This is a genomic window from Sphingobium chlorophenolicum, assembly GCF_000722875.1.
Taxonomy (GTDB): Bacteria; Pseudomonadota; Alphaproteobacteria; order Sphingomonadales; family Sphingomonadaceae; genus Sphingobium; species Sphingobium chlorophenolicum.
The window spans coordinates 1-19,829 of sequence record NZ_JFHR01000001.1 but is presented as its reverse complement, the minus strand read 5'-3'; the positions used below and the strand labels follow the sequence as shown (position 1 = coordinate 19,829).

19 protein-coding genes are annotated in these 19,829 nt (G+C 64.4%); 11 read left to right on the top strand and 8 right to left on the bottom strand.

Annotated elements, in window-relative coordinates; all coding sequences use genetic code 11:
* Positions 1–75: 75 nt before the first annotated feature.
* On the bottom strand, positions 76–954 hold the full coding sequence (locus BV95_RS00095) for a LysR family transcriptional regulator (RefSeq protein ID WP_037446180.1): 879 nt from the start codon (positions 952–954) through the stop codon (positions 76–78).
* A gap of 98 nt (positions 955–1,052) precedes the next feature.
* Here BV95_RS00095 and BV95_RS00090 point away from each other — a divergent pair, with 98 nt between their 5' ends.
* From BV95_RS00090 to mmsB, 3 genes are read left to right on the top strand one after another with little or no spacing between them, the layout of a single operon-like run.
* A complete protein-coding gene (locus tag BV95_RS00090) occupies positions 1,053–2,210 on the top strand; it encodes an acyl-CoA dehydrogenase family protein (RefSeq protein ID WP_037446178.1) in 1,158 nt (385 codons plus the stop codon).
* A gap of 14 nt (positions 2,211–2,224) precedes the next feature.
* The gene (locus BV95_RS00085; protein WP_037446176.1) at positions 2,225–3,283 is read left to right on the top strand and encodes an enoyl-CoA hydratase/isomerase family protein; all 1,059 of its coding nucleotides are present in this window, start codon (positions 2,225–2,227) and stop codon (positions 3,281–3,283) included.
* Positions 3,284–3,305: 22 nt separating this feature from the next.
* Positions 3,306–4,190: a 3-hydroxyisobutyrate dehydrogenase gene (gene mmsB, locus BV95_RS00080; protein WP_037446174.1), complete on the top strand. Its 885-nt coding sequence runs from the start codon at positions 3,306–3,308 to the stop codon at positions 4,188–4,190.
* A 192-nt stretch (positions 4,191–4,382) separates the two neighbouring features.
* On the opposite strand, the gene BV95_RS00075 is transcribed toward mmsB, so the two are convergent.
* The 3 genes from BV95_RS00075 to folE form a co-directional block, all read right to left on the bottom strand.
* Positions 4,383–5,159 (bottom strand): enoyl-CoA hydratase-related protein, encoded by a 777-nt coding sequence (locus BV95_RS00075; protein WP_037446172.1) that lies wholly within the window; start codon positions 5,157–5,159, stop codon positions 4,383–4,385.
* A gap of 89 nt (positions 5,160–5,248) precedes the next feature.
* Entirely contained in the window at positions 5,249–6,091 is an 843-nt protein-coding gene (locus BV95_RS00070) for an SDR family oxidoreductase (RefSeq protein WP_037446170.1), read from the bottom strand.
* Positions 6,088–6,696 (bottom strand): GTP cyclohydrolase I FolE, encoded by a 609-nt coding sequence (gene folE / locus BV95_RS00065; protein WP_037446168.1) that lies wholly within the window; start codon positions 6,694–6,696, stop codon positions 6,088–6,090. The genes BV95_RS00070 and folE overlap by 4 nt, the downstream gene beginning before the upstream one ends.
* 151 nt (positions 6,697–6,847) lie before the next feature.
* On the opposite strand from folE, the gene BV95_RS00060 reads away from it, so the two are divergent.
* Positions 6,848–7,438: a nucleotidyltransferase family protein gene (locus tag BV95_RS00060; protein WP_037446166.1), complete on the top strand. Its 591-nt coding sequence runs from the start codon at positions 6,848–6,850 to the stop codon at positions 7,436–7,438.
* 3 nt (positions 7,439–7,441) lie between these two features.
* On the opposite strand, the gene BV95_RS00055 is transcribed toward BV95_RS00060, so the two are convergent.
* Positions 7,442–9,112, bottom strand: a complete 1,671-nt coding sequence (locus BV95_RS00055) for an MFS transporter (RefSeq protein ID WP_037446164.1) — start codon at positions 9,110–9,112, stop codon at positions 7,442–7,444.
* Between the two features lie 181 nt (positions 9,113–9,293).
* Between BV95_RS00055 and BV95_RS00050 the strand changes: the two genes are divergently transcribed.
* The 4 genes from BV95_RS00050 to pgl all read left to right on the top strand — a co-directional run bounded on the left by BV95_RS00050 (position 9,294) and on the right by pgl (position 14,705).
* Complete coding sequence (locus BV95_RS00050; protein WP_013847033.1) at positions 9,294–10,502, top strand: acetyl-CoA C-acetyltransferase; 1,209 nt, start codon at positions 9,294–9,296, stop codon at positions 10,500–10,502.
* Between the two features lie 134 nt (positions 10,503–10,636).
* Positions 10,637–12,814: a 3-hydroxyacyl-CoA dehydrogenase NAD-binding domain-containing protein gene (locus BV95_RS00045; RefSeq protein WP_037446162.1), complete on the top strand. Its 2,178-nt coding sequence runs from the start codon at positions 10,637–10,639 to the stop codon at positions 12,812–12,814.
* A gap of 192 nt (positions 12,815–13,006) precedes the next feature.
* The gene (gene galE / locus BV95_RS00040; protein ID WP_037446160.1) at positions 13,007–14,011 is read left to right on the top strand and encodes a UDP-glucose 4-epimerase GalE; all 1,005 of its coding nucleotides are present in this window, start codon (positions 13,007–13,009) and stop codon (positions 14,009–14,011) included.
* A 4-nt stretch (positions 14,012–14,015) separates the two neighbouring features.
* Complete coding sequence (pgl, locus tag BV95_RS00035; protein ID WP_037446157.1) at positions 14,016–14,705, top strand: 6-phosphogluconolactonase; 690 nt, start codon at positions 14,016–14,018, stop codon at positions 14,703–14,705.
* A gap of 110 nt (positions 14,706–14,815) precedes the next feature.
* Here pgl and BV95_RS00030 read toward each other — a convergent pair whose 3' ends face one another.
* On the bottom strand, positions 14,816–15,079 hold the full coding sequence (locus BV95_RS00030) for a hypothetical protein (RefSeq protein ID WP_013847037.1): 264 nt from the start codon (positions 15,077–15,079) through the stop codon (positions 14,816–14,818).
* Between the two features lie 54 nt (positions 15,080–15,133).
* Here BV95_RS00030 and BV95_RS00025 point away from each other — a divergent pair, with 54 nt between their 5' ends.
* Positions 15,134–16,279 carry an aminotransferase class I/II-fold pyridoxal phosphate-dependent enzyme gene (locus BV95_RS00025; protein ID WP_037446154.1) on the top strand — a complete coding sequence of 382 codons (1,146 nt, stop codon included), beginning with the start codon at positions 15,134–15,136 and terminating at the stop codon, positions 16,277–16,279.
* A 137-nt stretch (positions 16,280–16,416) separates the two neighbouring features.
* On the opposite strand, the gene BV95_RS00020 is transcribed toward BV95_RS00025, so the two are convergent.
* The gene (locus tag BV95_RS00020; RefSeq protein ID WP_202901546.1) at positions 16,417–17,259 is read right to left on the bottom strand and encodes an alpha/beta fold hydrolase; all 843 of its coding nucleotides are present in this window, start codon (positions 17,257–17,259) and stop codon (positions 16,417–16,419) included.
* A gap of 114 nt (positions 17,260–17,373) precedes the next feature.
* Here BV95_RS00020 and BV95_RS00015 point away from each other — a divergent pair, with 114 nt between their 5' ends.
* Positions 17,374–17,970 carry a TetR/AcrR family transcriptional regulator gene (locus BV95_RS00015; protein WP_037446150.1) on the top strand — a complete coding sequence of 199 codons (597 nt, stop codon included), beginning with the start codon at positions 17,374–17,376 and terminating at the stop codon, positions 17,968–17,970.
* 256 nt (positions 17,971–18,226) lie between these two features.
* Positions 18,227–19,642 (top strand): tyrosine-type recombinase/integrase, encoded by a 1,416-nt coding sequence (locus BV95_RS00010; protein WP_037446148.1) that lies wholly within the window; start codon positions 18,227–18,229, stop codon positions 19,640–19,642.
* A 63-nt stretch (positions 19,643–19,705) separates the two neighbouring features.
* Here the strand turns inward: BV95_RS00010 and BV95_RS23345 are convergent.
* The coding region (locus tag BV95_RS23345; protein WP_037446144.1) for a transposase at positions 19,706–19,829 on the bottom strand (124 nt) is incomplete at its 5' end.

The window sequence follows — 19,829 nt, the reverse complement described above, 5'->3', positions numbered from 1 at the left end:
AGACTCCCTTAGCGGGCCGGATGGATGGCGTCGATGGGTTTTAGGAACGCTTTCCCGCCATTTGGCGAAGGCCGATCACGCTTTCAAGGTTTCGATGCGCTCTTGCAACCATTGGGCCACGGCCGCGATGCGGGGCAGTTTCTTAAGGTCGCCATGGGTGACGAGCCAGAAACTGCGCATGATCTCCACCTGATCCGCCATGACCGGCGTCAGCGCGGAATCGCGCCCGGCGATGAAGTCCGGCAGCACGCCGATACCCGCACCTTCCGCGATCATGCGATGCTGCATGTTGATGCTGGTGGCGCGCAGGCTGGCCTCCAGTCCCGCCTCCACTTCGTCCAGATAGTCGAGTTCGGGCGAGAAGATGAATTCGGGCACATAGCCGACCAGCACATGGCCGCGCAGGGCGGCGGTGCTGCCGGGCGCGCCGGCCTGCTCCAGATAGTCGGGGGACGCGTAGAGGTGCAGGCGATAGTCGCCCATGCGCCGGACCGACAGCCGACCCCGCTGGGGCCGGGCGAGCATGACCGCCATGTCCGCTTCCCGCTTGGACGGGTTGAGGAAGCCCGACGCGGTGATGAGGTCCAGCCGGATGCCGGGATGGCGACGGCTGAAATCGGCGAGGCCCGGCGCCAGCACCCAGGTTCCGAAGCCCTCCGCCACCGAGAGGCGCACCTGGCCGCTCAGATGATGTTCGCGGCCGGTCGCCTCCTCCATGGCGGCCAGGGCGGCGCTTTCGATGCTTTCGGCATGGTGGAGCAGCGCCTGGCCATGGGCGGTCAGGGTGCGCTCCCCTGCCCCCATCTCGAACAATTCGGGGCCGAGCGTGCGTTCCAGCCGGGCGAGACGCCGGGCGATGGTGGTCGCGTCGATGCCCAGGGCGCGGGCCGCCGGGGCGATCTTGCGCGTACGCGCCACCGCCAGAAAGACCCTGAGATCGTCCCAATCGAACATCGCTCGCCCTGCCCCGTCTGCAAAATTGCTGCATCGCTATGCAGAACTGCGTTGTTGCAGGCAATTCCGCATTATATCTAAGGGAAAGTTCAAAGCGCATGTCAGGAGAGTTTGTGAGCCAGTTCGATCTCACCGAGGACCAGTTGGCCATTCAGGAGATGGCCCGCCGGTTCACCGCCGATGCGATCACGCCCTTCGCGGCGGAATGGGACGAAAAGCACATCTTCCCACGCGAGACCATCCGCGCCGCGGCGGAGCTGGGCTTTGGCAGCATCTATGTGTCGGAGGAAGCGGGCGGGATCGGGCTGGGCCGATTGGAAGCGGCGCTGATCATGGAGGCGATGGCCTATGGCTGTCCGTCGACCAGCGCCTTCATCTCCATCCACAATATGGCGTCCTGGATGATCGACCGGTTCGGCGGCAAGGCGGTGAAGGACAAATATCTGCCCTCCATGGTGCCGATGGAGCGGATCGGCAGCTATTGCCTGACCGAGGCCGGTTCGGGGTCCGACGCGGCGGCGCTGAAGACGCGGGCGGTGAAGGACGGCGATCATTATGTGGTCACGGGGTCCAAGCAGTTCATCTCCGGCGGCGGGGAGAATGAGATTTATGTCGTCATGGTGCGGACCGGCGATGAGGGGCCGAAGGGCATAAGCTGCCTGGTCATCGAGAAGGATATGGCGGGCGTCAGCTTTGGCGCGCAGGAGCGCAAGCTGGGCTGGCATTCGCAGCCGACGGCGCAGGTGAATTTCGACGGCGTGCGGGTGCCGGTGGAAAATCTGGTCGGCGGCGAAGGCGAAGGCTTCCGCATCGCGATGATGGGGTTGGACGGCGGGCGGCTGAATATCGGCGCCTGCTCGTTGGGCGGGGCGCAGCGCTGCATCGACGAGGCGCTGGCCTACACCAAGGACCGCAAGCAGTTCGGGCAGAGCATCGCCGATTTCCAGAATACGCAGTTCATGCTGGCGGATATGGAGACGGAATTGCAGGCGGCGCGGACCTTGCTCTACGCCGCGGCGGTCAAGGTGACGGAGAATGCGCCGGACAAGACGCGCTTCGCCGCCATGGCGAAGCGGCTGGCGACGGATACGGGGTCTTCGGTGGTGGACCGGGCGCTGCAACTGCATGGCGGTTACGGCTATCTGATGGACTATCCGGTCGAGCGTTTCTGGCGCGATCTGCGCGTGCATTCGATCCTGGAAGGCACCAATCAGGTTATGCGGATGATCATCGCCCGCGACATGCTGCGACAGTGAGCGCGGGAGATTTTATGACTGATCAGGTGCTGATTTCCCTCGACAATGGCGTGGGGCGGATAAGGCTGAACCGGCCCAAGGCGATCCATGCGCTGACCACCGAAATGTGCGGCGCGATCATCGATGCGCTGCTGGCGTGGCGGGTCGATGACTCGGTCGTGGCTGTCATGCTGGATCATGCCGAGGGTCGCGGTTTCTGCGCGGGCGGGGACATCGCCATGATCGCCAACAGCGCCAAGGGCGACTGTTCGGAGGCGGAGCAGTTCTTCTTCACCGAATATCGGATGAACCACCTGCTGTTCGTCTATGAAAAGCCGATCGTCGCCTTTATCGACGGCATCGTCATGGGTGGGGGCGTGGGGATTTCCGATCCGGCGCGCTATCGCGTGGCGACGGAGCGGACGACCTATGCCATGCCGGAGACGGGCATCGGGCTGTTTCCCGATGTGGGCGGCGGCTGGTTCCTGCCGCGCATGCCGGGGCGGACGGGGGCGTGGCTCGCCACCACTGGGGCGCGGGTAAAGGGCGCGGATTGCGCGGCCATCGGCATCGCGACCCATTATATGGCTTCGGACAAGCTGGAGGCGGTGAAGGCGCGGATCATCGCCGATCCGGACGGACTGGCCGAGATATTGGACGGGATGGCCGATACGCCGCCGCCCTCCGCCTGGGAAGCGCATCGGGACGAGATCGACCGGCTGTTCGCTTCGGACCGGTTCGAGGACATATTGGCGGCGCTGGAGGCGGACGGGTCGGACTGGGCGCGGGAGCAGCTTGCCACCCTGGCCACCAAGTCGCCGCAGACCATCAAGGTCGCGCTGCGGCAGATGGTGGAGGGTGCGGGCTTCACCGACTTTGCCGACAATATGCGCAACGAATATCGCATCGGCCATCATGTTATCCGCCGTCCCGATTTCGTCGAGGGTGTGCGGGCGGTGATCTTCGACAAGGACAATGCGCCGCGATGGAATCCGGCGCGGGCGGAGGATGTGACCGATGCACTGGTCGACAGCCTGTTCGCGCCCCTGCCCCCGGAAAAGGAATGGACGCCGCTGCCCGAATTGCGCGGCTGATGGATAAGAGGAGTGCCTTGAGATGAGCCAGACCATCGCCTTTATCGGGCTGGGCAATATGGGCGGCGGCATGGCCGCCAATCTGCTGAAGAACGGCTTTGCCGTGCGGGCCTTCGACCTGTCGGAAGAGGCGCTGGCCAAGGCGGCCGAAGCAGGCGCGGTGCGCTGCGCCAGCGCGGCGGAGGCTGTGACGGCCGCCGATGCGGTCGTCACCATGCTGCCTGCGGGCAAGCATGTGGAGGGCGTCTATCAGGGCGAGGTGTTCGGCGCGGCGAAGGCGGATGCGCTGTTGCTGGATTGTTCGACCATCGACGTCGCAACGGCGCGGCGGGTCGAGGAAGCCGCCGTCGCCAAGGGGTTCGAGATGGTCGACGCGCCGGTTTCGGGCGGCATCGCGGCGGCGAACGGCGGCACGCTGACCTTCATGGTCGGCGGTACGGAGCAGGCTTTCGGTCGGGCGAGGCCGATATTGTCGGCGATGGGCAAGGCGGTGATCCATGCCGGCGGCGCGGGCAATGGGCAGGCGGCCAAGATCTGCAATAACATGCTTCTGGGCGCGACGATGGTGGCGACATGCGAGACGTTCGCCATGGCGAAGAAGCTGGGGCTGGACCCGCAGACCTTCTACGATATTTCCAGCGTGTCTTCGGGGCAGAGCTGGTCGATGACCAGCTATTGCCCGGTGCCGGGCGTGGGGCCGCAAAGTCCGTCGGACAATGGCTATCAGGGCGGTTTCGCCGTGGGGCTGATGCTGAAGGATTTGAAGCTGGCGAGCGAAGCGGCGGCTTTGGTCGGGGCGAGCGTGCCGATGGGGAATGCGGCGGAGTCGCTTTATCAACTGCTCGCCAATCGGGGCGAAGCTGGGCGGGACTTTTCGCTGATGATTGAGATGTTGGAGGGGAAGTAGCTCCCCTCGCTTTGGATATCGTGGGTGGTAGGCGGACCTATCCTATTCCTCCCCATCGGGAGATGGGGAGGGGGACCGGCCGAAGGCTGGTGGAGGGGAATGGGCGCGACCTGCGTATTTCCCCTCCACCACCGCCTTCGGCGGCGGTCCCCCTCCCCACGCTGCGCGTAGGGAGGATTTGATCAGGCAGCCTTAGCGGCCCTTCCACACTCCGGCGCGCTTCTCGACGAAGGCTTCCATGCCTTCCTTCTTGTCTTCGGTCGCGGTCAGGATCTGGAACAGGCGGCGTTCGGTCAATATGCCCTGAGCCAGCCCTGTCTCGAACGCCAGATTGACCATTTCCTTGTTCACCATCGCGGCCATGGGCGGCATGCCTGCGATGGTCGCGGCGGTCTTGAGTGCGTCATCCAGCAGGTCCGCCGCCGGGACGATCCGTGCCGCCAGACCGGCGCTTTCCGCTTCCTGCGCGCCCATCATGCGGCCGGTCAGGCACATTTCCATCGCCTTCGCCTTGCCGACGGCGCGGGTCAGGCGCTGCGATCCGCCCATGCCCGGCGCAACGCCCAGCTTGATTTCGGGCTGGCCGAATTTCGCGGTGTCGGCCGCCAGGATGAAGTCCGCCATCATCGCCAGTTCGCACCCGCCGCCCAGCGCGAAACCGGCGACTGCCGCGATCCACGGCTTGCGGGTGGCGACGACATTGCTCTGCCAGCCGGAGAAGAAATCCTCCAGGAAGAAGTCCGCCGCTTCCTTTTCCACCATTTCCTTGATGTCGGCGCCTGCCGCGAACGCCTTTTCGCTGCCCGTCAGGACCAGGCAGCGCTGCGTCGGATCGGCGTCATAGGCGGCGAAGGCCGCGCTCAAATCCTTCAGCACCTGGGCGTTCAGGGCATTCAGCGCCTGCGGACGGTTGAGCGTGACCAGCGTGACCGCGTCGCGCTGTTCCACCAGGATCGTTTCATAAGCCATTGCCGTCTCCATTCATGCGAGCATTTGCTATCGCTCTATGCACGGCGACGGTGCTTGGCCAGTCCCGCCGGGCCGCATCTTCGCAGCCGCTATCGGCACAGATGCATGAAGTCCCGGTCATAGCTGCGCAGATGCGCGCCGCCGTCGATATAGAGGGTCTGCCCCGTCACCGCGTCAGCGCCCGCCAGATACAGGACGGCCTCCGCGATCTGCTCCGCCTGCGGCAGCCGCTCCAGCGGCATCATGACGGACAGGCGTTCCATCTGGCCGTCGTCATAATCGGGCGTCGCGATGGTGAGGCCCGGCGCGACGGCATTGACGCGGACCTGCGGCGCCAATGTCGAGGCGGACAGCCGCGTCAGGCCCGCCAGCGCCATTTTCGACAGCGTATAGGCCAGTTGATCGCCATGCGGATGGTCGATCCGCTGGTCCAATATGTTGACGATGCACCGGTCGCCGGTCCCTGCCGGGATGGTGGCGAAAGCCTTGGTCAACAAAGCGGGGGCGGCGCAATTGACGGCATAGTGGCGCATCAGATCTTCGGCGCTGACATTGTCGATCCGGTCCTGCCCGAACAAGGCCGCGCTGTTGACGAGGATGTCGGGCGGACGGCCGAAGCGTTCCGCCACCAGCGCCACCAGTTCCTCTGCGCTTTCCGGATCGCTGAAATCGACGGTGAACCCCTCCCACTCGGTCGCATTTTCCTCCAGCGTCAGGGCCAGGTGGGAATCGAGCCGGGTGTCGTGGCTGCCGTGGATCGCCAGCGAATAGCCCGCCCGCGCAAAGGCGGCGGCGATGATGCCGCCCAGCCGCCGATGGCCGCCCGTCACCAGCGCGAGCCGCTTTTGCGCCAAGGGACGCGCGCCGGACTGTTCCGGACGCGCCTTCGCCCCTCCCAGGGGGCGGTAGGCGGGGGCATCCTCCTCGCTCACGCGCCGATCAGCTTCAGCACTTCTTCGCGGCTCTTCACATCGTCACGGAAGACGCCGAGCATGCGGCTGGTCTTCATGACGACATTGGGGGTGCGCACGCCGCGCCCGGTCATGCAACCATGGGTGGCTTCGATGACGACCGCCACGCCTTCCGGCTTCAGATGCTCCCAGATGCAGTTGGCGACTTCGGATGTCAGCCGTTCCTGCACCTGAAGCCGGTGGGCGAAGGCATGCAGCACGCGGGCCAGTTTCGATATGCCGACGACATATTGGCCGGGAAGATAGGCGATATGGGCGACGCCGACGATGGGCGCCATATGATGTTCGCAATGCGACTGGAACGGAATGTCCTTCAACAGGACGATATCGTCATAGCCGCCCACCTCATGGAAGATGCGCGAGAGGTGATAGGCCGGATCGTCGCCATAGCCGCGGCAATATTCCTTCCACGCGCGCGCCACGCGTTCGGGCGTTTCCAGCAGCCCTTCCCGCCCCGCATCGTCGCCGGACCAGCGGATCAGCGTGCGGATCGCATCGGCCACGTCCGCCGGAACCGGGATCTTGACCGACTCGCCAGCGGCTTCGGCATCGGGATCATATTCCATGGACGGCACCACTCCTCTGTTGCTTTGGGGCATATGGCGTCTGATCGGCGAGAACGCCAGCCCCCTCGCCCCGCTGGACACGCAATCGTCCCGATGGCACAGGAGTATCAAACCGGATAAACCGGGTCGCAACCAACATTCACAGGGAACCATGCGGACCGAACAGATCGCCGCCGTCCTCCTTGCAGCAGGCGCTTCCTCCCGTTTCGGGGAAGAGGACAAGCTGATGGCCGAATGGCGCGGAAAGCCGGTCGCCGTCCATGCGCTGGAAACCATCGCGTCCATGATCTTTGGCGAGTTGGTGGCGGTGGTCCGGCCCATCGACCGGGCGCCGGTGCTGCACCGACGCCTGGAGCGGCGCGGGTACAACATATTGGTCAACGACCGGCAGGAAGACGGCATATCGGGCAGCATTATCCGCGCAGTGGAACATGTCATGCCAATTCGCAAATGCAGGGGCATATTGATCTGCCTGGCCGACATGCCCGACGTGCCGCAGACCCATTATAACCGCATCTGCATGGCGGCCAAGGACGTACGGTCCGTCGTGGCCAGCACCGACGGCTTCTCCTCCTCTCCCCCCGCCTTCATCGGGCGGAAGCATTTTCCCGAACTGCTGGCGCTGCGCGGAGACCAGGGGGCGCGGGCGCTGCTGAGCCGGGGGATGCAGATCGAGACCATGGGCGCAAGCCTGCGCGACATCGATACGCCGGACGATCTGACCGAACGACGGCCGGAATAGCGGTCAGCTCGACCGGGTGGGGTCGGTCATCGGATCGCCCATCTCGCGGGGATCGACCGAGCGTCCGATGGGCAGCGATCCGGTCTGCCGTTCCACCATGCGATGGACGACCGGCGGATGGGGGCCAAGATGCAGGGCGTTGATGGCTTCGGTGTTCGCCCTGTCGGCGACGGTCCGGCGGCTGTTGTGGCGGACATAGTCCAGCCAGGTCGACACATGATAGCGTTCCACCCACAGTTCGGGATCGCCCAGGTCGCGCAGCAGCGACCAGCCATGGGCGCCGTCGCGGCGGCGGATGCGGCGGCGCTCGCTCATCGCGATGAGGAAGGGGACGACCGATCCGGCGGCTATGCGATATTCGATGGTGACGACGACAGGGCCGCTGCGGGGTTCGATGGGGACGGTGGTCTCCGGTTCCCGCCACAGATTCTGGAGGTCCAGATTTTCCTCGCCCGCCTGCGACAGCGGCCGGACATAGCCGATGATCGCGGAGACGAACTGGACGGCGGCGGCGGCATAGAGGGCGATGACGACCCCATGATCCTCCGCCAGCGTGCCGAACAGCCAGGCGCCCACGGCCATGCCGCCGAATGCGATCATCTGATACAGGGCGACGGCGCGGGCCACGACCCAGCGCGGCGCGGACATCTGGACCGAGACGTTGAAGGTCGAAAGGGCGATCACCCACCCCGCGCCCGCCAGTAAAAGACCCGCCAGCGCCACGGCCAGCCAGTCGCTGGCCGCCATCATCACCGTGCCCGTCGCCAGCGCCAGGGCGGAGCAGCGCACGATGGTCTCCACCGAAAAGCGGCGGCGCAACTGCTCCGTCGACAGCGCCCCCAGCACCGCGCCGCCGCCGAACGCGCCGCTGAGCGCGCCGAAGGTCAGCGCGCCGCCGCCCAGCAGGTCGCGGGCCACCAGCGGCATCATCGCGGAAACGGCGCTGGCGCCGATGCCGAAGGCGGCGCTTCGCAGCAGGACGACCTGGATCTTCGGGGACATGGCGACATAGCGGACGCCCGCCCGCATCGCGATGCCGATGCGTTCGCGGGGCAGAAGCTGGGGGACGGCTTCGGGCCGCCAGCGGGCCAGCACCGCGACCAGGCCGATATAGCTGACCGCATTGACCAGGAAGGCGGCGGCCGCTCCGGCGGCGGCGACGATGATGCCGCCCAGCGCCGGGCCGATGCTGCGCGCCATGTTGAAGCCCATGGAGTTGAGCGAGACCGCGTGGGGCAAGGCGGCGCGGGGCACCATGTCGCCGACCGACGCCTGCCAGGCGGGACCGTTGATGGCGGTGGCGCAGCCGACCAGGAAGGTGAAGCCCAGCAACGCCCAGGGCGTCACCCATCCCATCCAGGCGAACAGCGACAGCAGGGCGGAAACGACGAGCATGAAGAGCTGGCAAAGCAGCATCACCACCCGCCGGTCGCTATTGTCGGCCACCGCCCCGGCCCAGAGCGACAGCAGCATGATCGGCAGGGTCGTCGCCGCCGGGACCAGCGCGATCATCTGGGGCGAGGCGGAGAGAGAGGTCATCATCCACTGCGCGCCGACCGACTGGATCAGGCCGCCGAAGTTGGAGGCGAGGCTGGCCCACCAGATCGCCCGGAAGATCGGAATCGAAAGGGGCGACGGCGCTTGCGAGGGGTCCGAGTCTGACACCGGCCCCATGAAGCGGAATAAGGCGGCGGGGTCAAATCCATGAAGCATTAAAAGAATTGAAGCGGGTTGGCGGAGCGCAAAAGGAAGATGCCGTAACGGCGGCGCGGGTCGACGATTGAGGCTTGCACTTTACGTAAACGTAAATACATTCAGCCGCGTTATCCCGCCCTGCGGAGAGGATTGGAAAGTCATGGAACCCTTTATCTACGATGCCGTCAGAACGCCCCGCGGCAAGGGCAAGGCCGACGGGTCGCTGCACGAAATCACCCCCATTCAGCTTGCGACGCAGATGTTGCAGGCGGTGCGCGACCGGACGGAGATCGACACCGCCGACGTCGACGACGTGATATTGGGCTGCGTCAGTCCCGTGGGCGAACAGGGCGCGGACATCGCCCGCGTCGCGGCGCTGAACGCGGATTATGCGCAGACCGTGCCGGGGGTGCAGATCAACCGTTTCTGCGCGTCGGGGCTGGAGGCGGTGAACATGGCCGCCGCGAAGGTCCATTCGGGCGAGGCGGGCTTCGCCATCGGCGGCGGCGTCGAATCGATGAGCCGCGTGCCCATGGGTTCGGACGGCGGCGCATGGGCGATGGACCCGGCGGTCGCCTACAAGACCTATTTCGCGCCGCAGGGCATCGGCGCGGACCTGATCGCGACCAAATTCGGCATCAGCCGCGACGATGTCGACGCCTATGCGGTGGAAAGCCAGAAGCGCGCCAAGGCCGCCTGGGACGAGAAGCGTTTCGCAAGGTCGGTCGTGCCGGTGAAGGACGTCATCGGATCGGTCGTGCTGGACCATGACGAACATATGCGGCCGGACACGACGATGCAGTCGCTCGCCAGCCTGAAACCCAGCTTCGCCGCGCTGGGCGAGGATATGCCCGGTTTCGACGCGGTGGCGCTGCTGCGCTATCCGGAAGTGGAGAAGATCAATCACGTCCACCATGCCGGGAACAGCAGCGGCATCGTCGACGGTGCGGCGGCGGTGCTGGTCGGCAACCGGGAGATGGGCGAGAAATACGGGTTGAAGCCCCGCGCCCGGATCAGGGCCATGGCATCCATCGGATCGGAGCCGCTGATCATGCTGACCGGACCGGAATATGTCGCGGGCAAGCTGTTGAAGCGGGCGGGCATGAGCAAGTCCGACATCGACATCTGGGAATTGAACGAGGCCTTCGCCAGCGTCGTGCTGCGCTACATGCAGGCGATGGACATCGATCATGACAGGATCAACGTCAATGGCGGCGCCATCGCCATGGGCCATCCGCTGGGCGCGACCGGGGCGATGGTGCTGGGCACCGCGCTGGACGAGCTGGAGCGGTCCGGCAAGGGCACCGCGCTCATCAACCTGTGCGTCGGCGCGGGTATGGGCACCGGGATCATCATCGAGCGCGTTTGAACATTCGAGCCGTTCGTCCTGAGTAGCCATTGAGCCCGTCGAAATGGCGTATCGAAGGATCAATGCTTCGATACGGGTCTTCGACAAGCTCAGCCCCTACTCAGCACGAACGGAGGCAGGAAAGGTTGCCCAAAATGCAGAGCATCAATTTCGACATAGACGGCGACGGCATCGCCACGCTGACCATCGACGTTCCCGGCCAGTCCATGAACGTCATCGGCCCGGATTTCATGGCCGATCTGGACGCGGCGATCACGCGCATTTCGTCCGAGGAGGCGATCAAGGGCGCGGTGATCGCGTCGGGCAAGGACAGCGGGTTCATGGCGGGCATGGACCTTAAATATTTCGGGTCGATGCTGGGCAGCGAAGGCGGAAAGGCCCCCTCCCCCGCCGCGATCTTCGACAAGGTTTTCATGCTGAACCAGTTGTTCCGGCGGCTGGAAACCTGCGGCAAGCCGGTCGCCTGCGCCATCGAGGGCACGTGCGTCGGCGGCGGGTTCGAACTGGCGCTGGCCTGTCACCGCCGCGTGGTGGGCGACAGTGCGAAGACGCAGCTTGGCCTGCCGGAAATATTGATCGGCCTGTTCCCCGGCGGCGGCGGGTCGCAGCGTCTGCCGCGCATCATGGGTGTGCAGGCGTCGCTGATGTACATGTTGCAGGGCAAGCTGTTCCGTCCCGCAGAGGCCGCGATGATGAAGGTCGTCGATGAGGTCGTGCCGCAGGGCACGGCGGTCGAAAAGGCCAGGGACTGGGTGAAGGCCAACCCCAACGCGTCGGTGCAGCCATGGGACGTCAAGGGATTCAAGGTGCCGGGCGGCGCGGGCGGGTTCAACCCCGGCTTCGCGCAGACCATGGCGGGCGCGCTGCCGATGACGTTGAAGCAGACCCAGCGCAACATGAATGCGCCGGTCGCGCTGCTGTCCGCCGTCTATGAAGGCATCACCCTGCCCATGGATCGCGCCGTTCGGATCGAGAGCAAATATTTCGCCAAGGTCGCGGCGGACCCGCAGGCGGCCAACATGATCCGCAGCCTGTTCGTCAACAAGCAGGCGGCCGAACGCGGGGCGCGGCGGCCCAAGGACCAGCCCAAGGCGCCGACGAAGAAGCTGGCCATGCTGGGCGCGGGCATGATGGGCGCGGGGATCGCCACCGTGGCCGCGCAGGCGGGCATGGAGGTCGTGCTGTTCGACCGCGACCAGGCCTATGCCGAAAAGGGCAAGGCGCATGTCGAGGCGGTGTTGCAGAAGCGGCTGGGCAAGGGGCTGACGTCGGAGAAGATGGCGGAAACGCTGGCCCGCGTGACGCCGACCACCGACTATGCGGCGCTGGCCGGGGCGGACTTCGTGATCGAGGCGGTGTTCGAGGATGTCGCCATCAAGGCGGAGGTGACGAAGAAGGTCGAGGAAGTGCTGGGCGCGGACATCATCTTCGGGTCCAACACCTCTACCCTGCCGATCACCAAGCTGGCCAGGGCGTGGAGCAAGCCGGAGAATTTCATCGGCGTCCACTTCTTCTCGCCCGTAGAGAAGATGCCGTTGGTGGAGATCATCCTGGGCAAGGAAACCGGCCCGGCCGCTATCGCCAAGGCGCTGGATTTCGTCAGCCAGATCAAGAAGACGCCCATTGTCGTCAATGATGCGCGCGGTTTCTATACCTCGCGCTGCTTCGCCACCTATGTGCAGGAAGGCGTGGAGATGGTGGCGGAGGGGATCAGCCCGGCGCTGATCGAAAATGCCGGGCGGCAACTGGGCATGCCCGTTGGGCCGCTGGCCGTGGGCGACGAGGTTTCGCTGGAACTGGGCCACAAGATCATGGTCGCGGCGCGCAAGGAACTGGGCGACGCCTATGTCGCCCAGCCGTCCGATGCGGTGATGGAGCGGATGGTCGGACTGGGGCGACTGGGGCGCAAGAGCGCCAAGGGCTGGTATGACTATCCCGAAGGCGGGAAGAAGCATTTGTGGCCGGGGCTGGCGGAGATGTTCCCCCGCGCCGACGCGCAGCCCGATGTCGAGGCGGTGATGGAGCGGCTGCTCTATCGCCAGTTGATCGAATGCGCCCGCTGTTTCGAGGAAGGCGTGCTGGAAACGCCGGAGGATGGCGATATCGGCGCGATCTTCGGATGGGGCTTCGCGCCCTATACCGGCGGGCCGTTCAGCCATATGGATACGGTCGGCATCGCTGCTGTCGTGGCGGTGCTGGACCGGCTGGCGGCGGCGCATGGGGGACGGTTCGCCCCCACCGCGCAGTTGCGGGAGATGGCGGCCAGCGGGGCGACCTTCTATCGGCCCGTTTCGTCCCGCGCCGCGGCATGAATGGGGTGGGAATCGTCGCGAAGCTGATCTAGTCCCCTGATAAAGAACGGGCTTGCCGCCTTGTCGGCATCCTGAACCTGGTTCGGGTCCATCGTGCCTCTTGCAAGAATTGCGCTGGAGGCACGATGGATGCTGAAACAAGTTCAGCATGACGGTAAAAGGGTATGGCAGCGCGTGTCACAGGGAGATTTTATGAGCGACAAGCCGACGGTTCTGGTCACGGGCGGGGCCGGCTATATTGGCAGCCATGCCGTGTTGGCGCTGCGCGACGCGGGTTATGGCGTCGTGGTGATCGACAATCTGGTGACGGGTTTCCGTTGGGCGGTGCCGGGCGATGTGGCCTTCGTTCAGGGGGATATTGCTGACCAGCCGCTGGTGCAGCAGACGCTGCGCGACCATGGGGTGAAGGCGGTGATGCATTTCGCCGGATCGGTCGTGGTGCCGGAATCGGTCGAAAATCCGCTGAAATATTATCATAACAACAGCGCCAAGACCCGCGACCTGATCGAGAGCGTGGTGACGGTGGGCGTGCCGCATTTCATCTTTTCCTCGACGGCGGCGACCTATGGGATTCCGGAGGAAAGTCCGGTCAGGGAAACGACGCCACAGCGGCCGATCAATCCCTATGGCATGTCGAAGCTGATGACCGAATATATGCTGCGCGACGTGAGCGCGGCGCATGCGATGAATTTCTGCGCGCTGCGTTATTTCAACGTCGCCGGGGCCGATCCGGCGGGGCGGACGGGGCAGTCTACGGCGGGGGCGACGCACTTGATCAAGGTGGCCGTCGAGGCAGCGCTCGGCAAGCGGAGCCATGTTTCGGTGTTCGGGACGGATTTCGATACGCCGGACGGGACCGGGGTGCGCGACTATATCCATGTCACCGATCTGGCGGCGGCGCATGTGCTGGCGCTGGAGGCTTTGATGGCGAAACCGGAGCAGAATTATCTGCTGAATTGCGGTTATGGGCGCGGTTTTTCGGTGCTGGAGGTGCTGGACGCCGTGGACCGGGTGACGAACCTGAAGATCGACCGGCGGATGGAGGGGCGGCGCGCGGGCGATCCGGATGCGCTGATTTCCGACAATCGGGCGATCATGGGGGAATTTCCCTGGACGCCGCTTTATGCCGATCTCGATCAGATCGTGACCCATGCACTGGCATGGGAGCGCAGGCTGACGGAGATACGCGGGGAGTAACGCCATGCCGACCGAACATCTTTTCGTAGATGGGGCGCTGGCGGCGGCGGATATGGCGCGGCGGATCGCCCTGATACTGGGCGACGCCGTCGCGCAGCGGGGGGTGGCGACCATCGCCTTGTCGGGCGGACGGTCGCCCAGGCCGGTGCTGGAGGCTTTGGCGGGCGCGGCGCTCGATTGGGGCAAGGTGATCGTGACGCTGGTCGATGAGCGTTGGGTCGCGCCGGACCATGCGGACAGCAATGAGCGGCTGGTGCGTGAGACTTTGTTGCAGGGTAAGGCTGCGGCGGCGCGGTTCGTTCCGATGAAGAATAAGGCGGCGGACTCCTATGCCGGGCAGGCCGAGTGCGAGGCGGCTTTTGCGGCCCTGCCCTGGCCGTTGGATATCGTGCTGTTGGGCATGGGGGAGGATGGGCATACGGCTTCGCTGTTTCCGGGGGCCGGAGAATTGGCGGAGGGGCTTTCGACCGTAGCCTTGACGCTGGCGGTGACGCCGCCCGCCGCGCCGCATCAGCGCATGTCGATGAGCGCGGCGGCTATATTGGCGAGCCGTCATGTGTTTTTGCAGATTGGCGGGGCGGCGAAGAAGGCGGTTTATGACCGGGCTTTGGCGGGAGGGCCGGTGGAGGAATTACCGATCCGGGTGGCGCTTTGCCAGCATGCGGTTTCGGTGGAGGTGTGGATTTCGGAGTGATGCCGCTTCTGAATCGTCATTCCCGCGTAGGCGGGAATCCATCTCACATCAGTTGAGTAAGGCGGGACGGTCAGGAGATGGATTCCCGCCTTCGCGGGAATGACGGGAATTTAGTCGCGGGGTTTGTGCTTTGAGAAAAGGTAGCGCCAGACGCCGACCATGTTGATACCGAGCAGGGCGATATTCTGGAAGCCGATGCCTTCGCTGTCTTCGGACAGGAAACCCCAGGCGATCAGGGCGATCGAGGAAGTCACGAACAATATGAACGCCCAGCCGGTGATGCGGCGGCCGAGGTTCAGCGATACGATGAGGGCGGCGATGGTCGCGGCGGCGGCGCCATAATATTGCAGGGCGTCGAGGATGGTTTCGTTCACCCACGTCCAACGCGGCAATTGTGACAAGGTTGCGGGGCGGGTAAGAGGCGGCGCATGGTTGCCAATATTGATCCTTTTCACGCCATCGCCATCAGCCGGGAAGCCCACAGGCTGGAGGCGGAGGGGCGGTCCATCCTGCATATGGAATTCGGCCAGCCTTCCACCGGGGCGCCATCCGCCGCGATTGCGGAGGCCCATGCCGTGCTGGACCGCGATCCGATGGGCTATTGGGAAAGCCCCACGCTAAAGGAGCGGATCGCGCTGCATTATCGGGAACGGTACGGCGTGGCGGTGGAGGCGGAGCAGATATTGCTGACCTGCGGGGCTTCGCCGGGGTTGGTGCTGGCGCTGAGCAGCCTGTTCGCGCCGGGAGCGCGGGTGGCTACGGCGCGGCCCGGTTATGTGGCCTATCGGAACACGTTGAAGGCGATGTATCTGGAGCCGCTGGAGGTCGATTGCGGGCCTGCCGAGCGCTATCAGATCGGTGCGGCGGCTTTGGAGGCCAGGGCACCCGCGCCCGATGGCGTGATCATCGCCAGTCCGGCCAATCCTACCGGGACCATCATCCCGGCGGAGGAGATGGCGCGGATCGCCGGGGTTTGCCGGGCGCGGGGCATCCGGATCGTGTCGGACGAGATTTATCATGGACTGAGTTACGGGGAAGCGGCGCGGTCGATGCTGGAATTCGCGCCGGACGCGGTGGTCGTGAACAGCTTTTCCAAATATTTTTCCATGGCCGGGTGGCGGCTGGGCTGGGTGGTGTTTCCGCCCGACCTGATCGACGCGGCGCGGGCGCGGATGGGGAATTTGTTCCTGACGCCGCCTTCCCTGGCGCAGCATGCGGGGTTGAAGGCGTTCGACTGCATCGATGAGCTGGAGGGGCATGTCGCGACCTACCGCCGTAATCGGGAGTTGCTGCTGGCGGCGTTGCCTGCGCTGGGTTTGAAGGAGATCGCGCCGCCGGATGGGGCCTTCTACATTTATGCGGATGTGGGGCATCTGACCAATGACAGCCTGTCCTTCTGTCAGCGGCTGTTGCGGGAGACGGGGGTGGCGACGGCGCCGGGGATCGATTTCGATCCGGTGGACGGGCATCGGCATGTGCGGTTCAGCTTTGCCGTTTCCACTGACAGGGTGGAGGATGCGATTGCGCGGATGATCCCGTGGTTCAGATTGCAGGGCGGCGCGGCAGGGGATTGATCCATTTTGGATGTATCGCGGAATTTCGCTGGCATTCTAAATATTTATGGTTAATCGCCGCGCCGCGACCCGAAGCTTTTACTTTGTGAAAGCTCGCCTGCCCGGCAGCCAATGGCTGCCGGGCTTTTTTGGCTGCGTTAGCGGGCGTTTTTGACGAAGGAGGCGATATAGTCCGCGCTCTCCTTCGGATATTGATGTTGCGGGCCATGGCCCGTCTCAGGGAATGTCACTATCCGAAGGGTCGGCAGTTCACCGGCCAGGGCGTGCCAGTTTTCCACCGGAAAGATGATGTCATGGTCGCCGCCGATATGGACGACAGGAACCTTCGTGTTCTTGAGCGCCTGCAACACCGCGTCGGCCGGAAACATCGGGTTGCGCGGGCCGTCGCCCAATTGCGGACCAGCCCATTCGTAGGGAACGGCCGGAGAAAGGTCCGTCGTCCGCCCGGCGATCCGCTGTTCGGACTGCTCGGCGGCGAGGCGGCTCGCCGCCGACTTGGGTTCGAAGAACAGGGCGACGACGTCTTCGAAATCATTGTCCCGCTTGGCCAGTTCGTAGAATAGAGGCTCGCCGCTCTTGACCAGTTGTCCCGGCGGCGTGGTGGCGATCAGGACCAGGTGGCTGACGCGCTGCGGCGCCGTTGCGAGCAGGATCTGCGCGGCGATTCCGCCGACCGACCAGCCGCCGACGGCCGCTTTTTCGATCTGCAACGCGCCGAGCAGGTCCGCGGCGTCCCGCGCGAGCGAGGCCGGGTTGTAGGTGCGCTCCCCCGTGGAGGAACCCAGGCCGCTATAGTCGAAGATGATGACCCTGAATCCGTTGTCGGCAAGCCCGTCGAGAAAGGCCGGATCCCAGCTATCCATGGTGCCCCGAAATCTGAGGCAGAGCAGCAAGGGGGTGCCCGCGCCGAAGTCTCTATAAGCCAGCCGGCGCCCGCCGACCTCCACGAATTGGGTTGGAGCAGTTGCTGCCGTCGACACGAGCGTTCCTTTCACTTTCATCGGCCTGACGCGAGCCAGGCGTTTACATGATGATCAACATTTATTATAGATGTCATTCGACATTTAACGAGTCAAGCGGCTGAAAGGGAGAAAATGCGCGTCAGTCGAAAACAGGCGGAAATGAACCGGGAGCATGTGATCGATGTCGCGAGCCGTCTGTTCCGGGAGCATGGTTTCGATGGGATCGGATTGGATGACCTGATGAAGGGCGCGGGCCTCACCCGCGGCGCTTTTTACGGGCAATTTCCATCCAAGGCGGCGCTGGCGGAGGAGGCGAGCGAACGGGCCTTGACCCAGAGCGTGAACAAGCTGGCCGACGCGGCTTGCGCCGACGCAGACCGGCCCGTGTCTGCGCTCGCCAACTATTATCTGTCGGTGGCCCATCGCGACTTCGCGTCAGGGGGCTGCGCGCTCGCCGCGCTGGCATCCGATGCGGCGCGAGAAGGGGATGGGGTGCGTTCCAAATTCACCGAAGGCGTGGAAGCGCATTTGGAATTATTCGAAGACGTCCTGTCTTCCTCGCCCAAACGCAAAGATTTCGATGACGCAGCCATAATCCTTTCCACGCTGGTCGGAGCGCTCACTCTGGCGCGAGCGGTCAATGACGAGACATTGTCGCGCCGAATCCTGACGGCGGCGGCGCGGTTCGTGGCTGATGATTATTCGCCGGAAAAGTCCGCCACGGCCTGAGCGAAGGCTGAAGCCAAATCAAGGATGGTGCGGGCGGTCGGAATCGAACCGACACTCCTTTCGGAACCGGATTTTGAGAGACCGGATATGCCCTATCCTTTGTGTATCCGGCAGTATCCGTTTTCCCGATAACCGATTGTCAGCACTAGCTTTTTTCGGTTCTCAGATCACACATACCTAGCCGGACGTACGCTACGGTTGGCTTTCTAGGTGCACCTATTCTGCACCTGAAATCCGACCTCAACGGAGGTTAGGAATGCCCAAAATCAAACTCACCAAGACCGCTGTAGACGCCGCAACCCCGCAGGAGCGCGATTACGAACTCCGGGATACGACGATACCCGGGTTCCTTGTCAAGGTCACGCCCGCCGGCCGCAAGATTTTCATGGTGGCTTATGTCGCCCACAACGGACAGCGCCGTAAGCCCGCTATCGGCCGCTACGGCGAGATCACCGTCGAGCAAGCCCGAGGGATCGCCCAGGACTGGTTGGCCGAGGTTCGCCGTGGCGTCGATCCCAGCGCCGAGCGGGCCACGGCCCGGCAGGCGCCGACGGTCAAAGAACTCTTCGACCGGTTCATCACCGACTACTCGGAGAGCCGCAACAAGCCATCCACCGTCCATTCGAACCGCGGTTACGGCAAGCGCTACATCATCCCAGTGCTCGGCCAGCTGAAGGTACCCGACGTCACGCGTGCCGACATCTCGAATCTGATGAAGAAGATGTCGAAGAAGCCCACGAACGCGAACCGCGTCCTCGCCGCCGTGCGGAAGATGTTCAACATGGCCGAGGTCTGGGGCATGCGCCCCGATGGGTCGAACCCGTGCCGCCACGTCCCGAAGTATCCGGAACGGGGAAAGACCCGCCTCATCACTGACAGCGAGATGAAGAAGCTCTTCGCCTACCTCGCGCGCGCCGAGGCGGAGGGGCTTGAGCATCCGTTCATCCTTCTGGCGATCCGGCTCCAGTTCGAATTCGCGGCGCGCATGTCGGAGATCCTGCAGCTCGAGTGGGCTTGGATCGACTACGACAATCAGCGCGTCGTGTGGCCCGACAGCAAGACTGGTGGCATGTCCAAGCCCATGAGCGCAGAAGCGCAGCGGCTCTTCGAGACCGCACCGCTGCTCGAGGAATCGCCATTCGTCTGCCCGTCCGTCTTCGACCCCAAACTGCCGATGTCGAAGCACACTTATTACCAGGGCTGGCGGCGCATTCTTCAGCGTGCCGGGCTCCCGCATATCGGAACGCATGGCATTCGGCATCGCTCGGCGACCGACATCGCCAACTCCGGCATCCCTGTGAAGGTCGGTATGGCTCTCACCGCCCACAAGACGGTCACCATGTTCATGAAATACGTGCACACCGAAGATGATCCCGTGCGCGCTGCGGCGGAGGCAGTGAACCAGCGGCGGCAAGCGTTGCTTGGTGGACGCCCCGCGAGCTCGCCCCCCGTGCCGCCGCCGGTCGTCGATGTTCCTTCGGTGGCGCCTGAAGTCGAGGCGATAGAGCCGGTGCTGACGGCAGCCGGCAAGCCCCTTGGGTTCGAGGATGGCCAGTATGCTTCGCGCACCAAGCTCGGAAACTATCGGCCGTTCCGTCATCGCGCCGGGGAAAACCGTGCCGTCCCTCCCGGTACTAAGCGCGACGAGACAAAGGAGGCGAGCCATGCGTGAGGACGCTAACCAGCAGCGCCGATGGCCTACGGCGGACATCCTGCGCCGCGCTAGGGTCAGGACTCATTGATTGATCCAGAATATGACGGTCGCGGCGATGCAGATGGCGGACATGAAGGTATGGGCGCAACGATCGTAGCGCGTGTGGATGCGCCGCCAGTCCTTGATCCTGCCGAACATATTCTCG